The sequence below is a fragment of the Amycolatopsis rhizosphaerae genome (genome assembly GCF_007713715.1).
In the GTDB taxonomy this organism is placed as follows: Bacteria; Actinomycetota; Actinomycetes; order Mycobacteriales; family Pseudonocardiaceae; genus Amycolatopsis_E; species Amycolatopsis_E rhizosphaerae.
On the sequence record NZ_VJWX01000726.1, the window covers coordinates 1 to 2,450 of the forward strand.

Annotated in this window: 3 protein-coding genes; all 3 read left to right on the plus strand. The window is 74.8% G+C overall.

Annotated elements, in window-relative coordinates; translation table 11 throughout:
* On the plus strand, positions 1–1,205 hold a 1,205-nt coding region (locus FNH05_RS36070; RefSeq protein WP_342781653.1), incomplete at its 5' end, for a sensor histidine kinase.
* Positions 1,202–1,837 (plus strand): response regulator, encoded by a 636-nt coding sequence (locus FNH05_RS36075; RefSeq protein WP_144593321.1) that lies wholly within the window; start codon positions 1,202–1,204, stop codon positions 1,835–1,837. The genes FNH05_RS36070 and FNH05_RS36075, both read left to right, overlap by 4 nt.
* A gap of 62 nt (positions 1,838–1,899) precedes the next feature.
* On the plus strand, positions 1,900–2,450 hold a 551-nt coding region (locus tag FNH05_RS36080), incomplete at its 3' end, for a TIGR03086 family metal-binding protein (protein WP_144593322.1).

Sequence of the window (2,450 nt, forward strand, 5' to 3'; positions counted from 1 at the left end):
TCCCCACCCTGACCCCGACCACCCGTGCCCTGGCCTGGTGCCTGCACCTGCTGATCGTCGCCCTGCTCGCCCTGGCCGCCGCCCGGGCCGTGGCCGACGGCCGCCCGCATGCCGGGTGGGTCGTCGCCGTGGCGGTGGTGTGCGGGCTGGTGTACACGGCCGGGCCGCTCCTGCCCCGCATCCACCTCTCCCGGCGGGCCGCCGCGTGGTGGCTGGCCGCCGTGGGCGCACTGTGGCTGGTGCTGCTGGCTCTGTCCGCGGACGGGGTGTGGGTCGCCTTCCCGCTGTACTTCCTCCAGCTCCACCTGCTGTCCCGCCGCGCCGGTCTGTCCGCCGTGGCCGCGACGGCGCTCGCCGCGATCACCGGTTTCGCCGTGCACCAGGGCTCCTTCAGCCCGGCGATGGCCATCGGCCCGGCGCTCGGCGCCGCCGTCGCCGTGGCGGTGGTGTGGGGGTACCAGGCCCTGTACCGGGAGAGCGAACAACGCAGGCGCCTGATCGAGGAGCTCACGGCCACCCGCGCCGGGCTGGCGCGGGCGCAGCACACGGCCGGGGTGCTGGCCGAGCGCGAGCGTCTGGCCCGCGAGATCCACGACACCCTCGCCCAGGGGCTCTCCAGCATCCAGTTGCTGCTCCGCGCCGCCGAACGGGCCCTCCCCGACCGGCCTGGTGCCGCCGCGCAGTACGTGGACCAGGCCCGCCAGGCCGCCGTGGACAACCTCGCCGAGGCCCGCCGGTTCGTCGCCGCTCTCACGCCCCCTTCCCTGGACGGGACCACCCTTTCCGGCGCGCTGGAGCGCCTGTGCACCACCAGCGCCCAGCATGGGATCACCGCGCGTTTCCACCTCACCGGAGAGCCGGCACCGCTGCCGACCGCCCATGAGGTCGCTCTGCTGCGCATCGCCCAGTCGGCCCTCGCGAACACCATGCGCCACGCCAACGCCACCACCGCCGAGGTCACCCTCGCCTATCTCGGCGACCAGGTCGCCCTTGAGGTCGTCGACGACGGCAGCGGCTTCGACCCCAATCGGCTGCCCGTCCCCGACGCCGAAAGCGGCGGTTTCGGGCTGGCGGCCATGCGCGCCCGCATGCAGTCTCTCGGCGGTACCCTGACCGTCGAATCCGCACCCGGCCGCGGCACCGCCCTCACCGCCCGGATGCCGCTCCCCCTGCCCGCACGGACCGACCACGAGGCCCGCCCGTGACCGACATCCCCATCCGGCTCCTGCTGGCCGACGACCACCCCGTGGTGCGAGCCGGGCTGCGGGCCGTGCTGGAGACCGAACCCGGCCTCGCCGTGGTGGCCGAGGCCGCCACCGCCGAGGCCGCCGTGGCCCGCGCCGCCGAGGGCGACATCGACGTCGTGCTGATGGACCTGCAGTTCGGCAAGGGGATGAACGGCGCCGAGGCCACCGCCGCGATCACCGCCCGCACGGGTGCCCCCCGTGTCCTGATCGTCACCACCTACGACTCCGACGCCGACGTGCTGCCCGCCATCGAGGCCGGTGCCACCGGTTACCTCCTCAAGGACGCCCCTCCCGAGGACCTGGCCGCCGCCGTGCGCACGGCCGCCGCGGGCCGCACCACCCTGGCCCCCGCGGTCGCCGACCGGCTCATGAACCGGCTGCGCACGCCCGGCACGGCACTGACCCGGCGCGAAACCGAAGTCCTCGCGCTGGTGGCCGACGGCCTGTCCAACCAGGCCATCGGCCACCGCCTCCACCTCACCGAGGCGACCGTCAAATCCCACCTCTCCCGCATCTACACCAAGCTCGGCGTCGACTCGCGCACCGCCGCCGTCGCCACCGCGACCGACCTCGGCTTCATCCGCCGCTGACCGGCCCGGCCCCGCTCGGCTCGCGCATGCCAGGACCGGTTGCGGGGCCCTAAGCTGTGGTCGTGAACGACCCGACCGCACGGATCGGCAGGCTGGCCGTCGCATCGCTGGACCTGCTCATCGAGGCCGTGGCGCAGACTCCGCCGGAGAGCTGGGACCGGCCGTCCAACCTCGACGGCTGGAGCGTGCGTGACCTCGTCGGTCACGCCACCGGGAGCGCGGCGAAGATCGTGGCACTCCTCGAGGACGGGGAGATCTGGGGCCGCTCCGAGCCCGCCGACTGGGTGTGTGAGGACCCGTCGGCGCGGCTTCGCGAACTGGCCGCCCGACTGCGGGACGCCCTGCCGGGCGCCGACCTCGACGCGCCCCGAACGTCGCCGCAGGGCGAGGTCCCGTTGCACCGGGCGCTGACCTATCCCGTTTCGGACCTGGCCATCCACAGCTGGGACCTGCACCGCTCGCAGGGCAGGCTGGTCGAACTGCCGCAGGACCTCCTGGCGTTCTGCCGCGAGCTGGTGGAGTCGGTGCCGGAGGGTGCGCTGAGGCGGCCGGGCGCGTTCGGGCCCGCCCAGCCCGCGCCCGAAGACGCGACGCCCACCGCCCGGCTCATGGC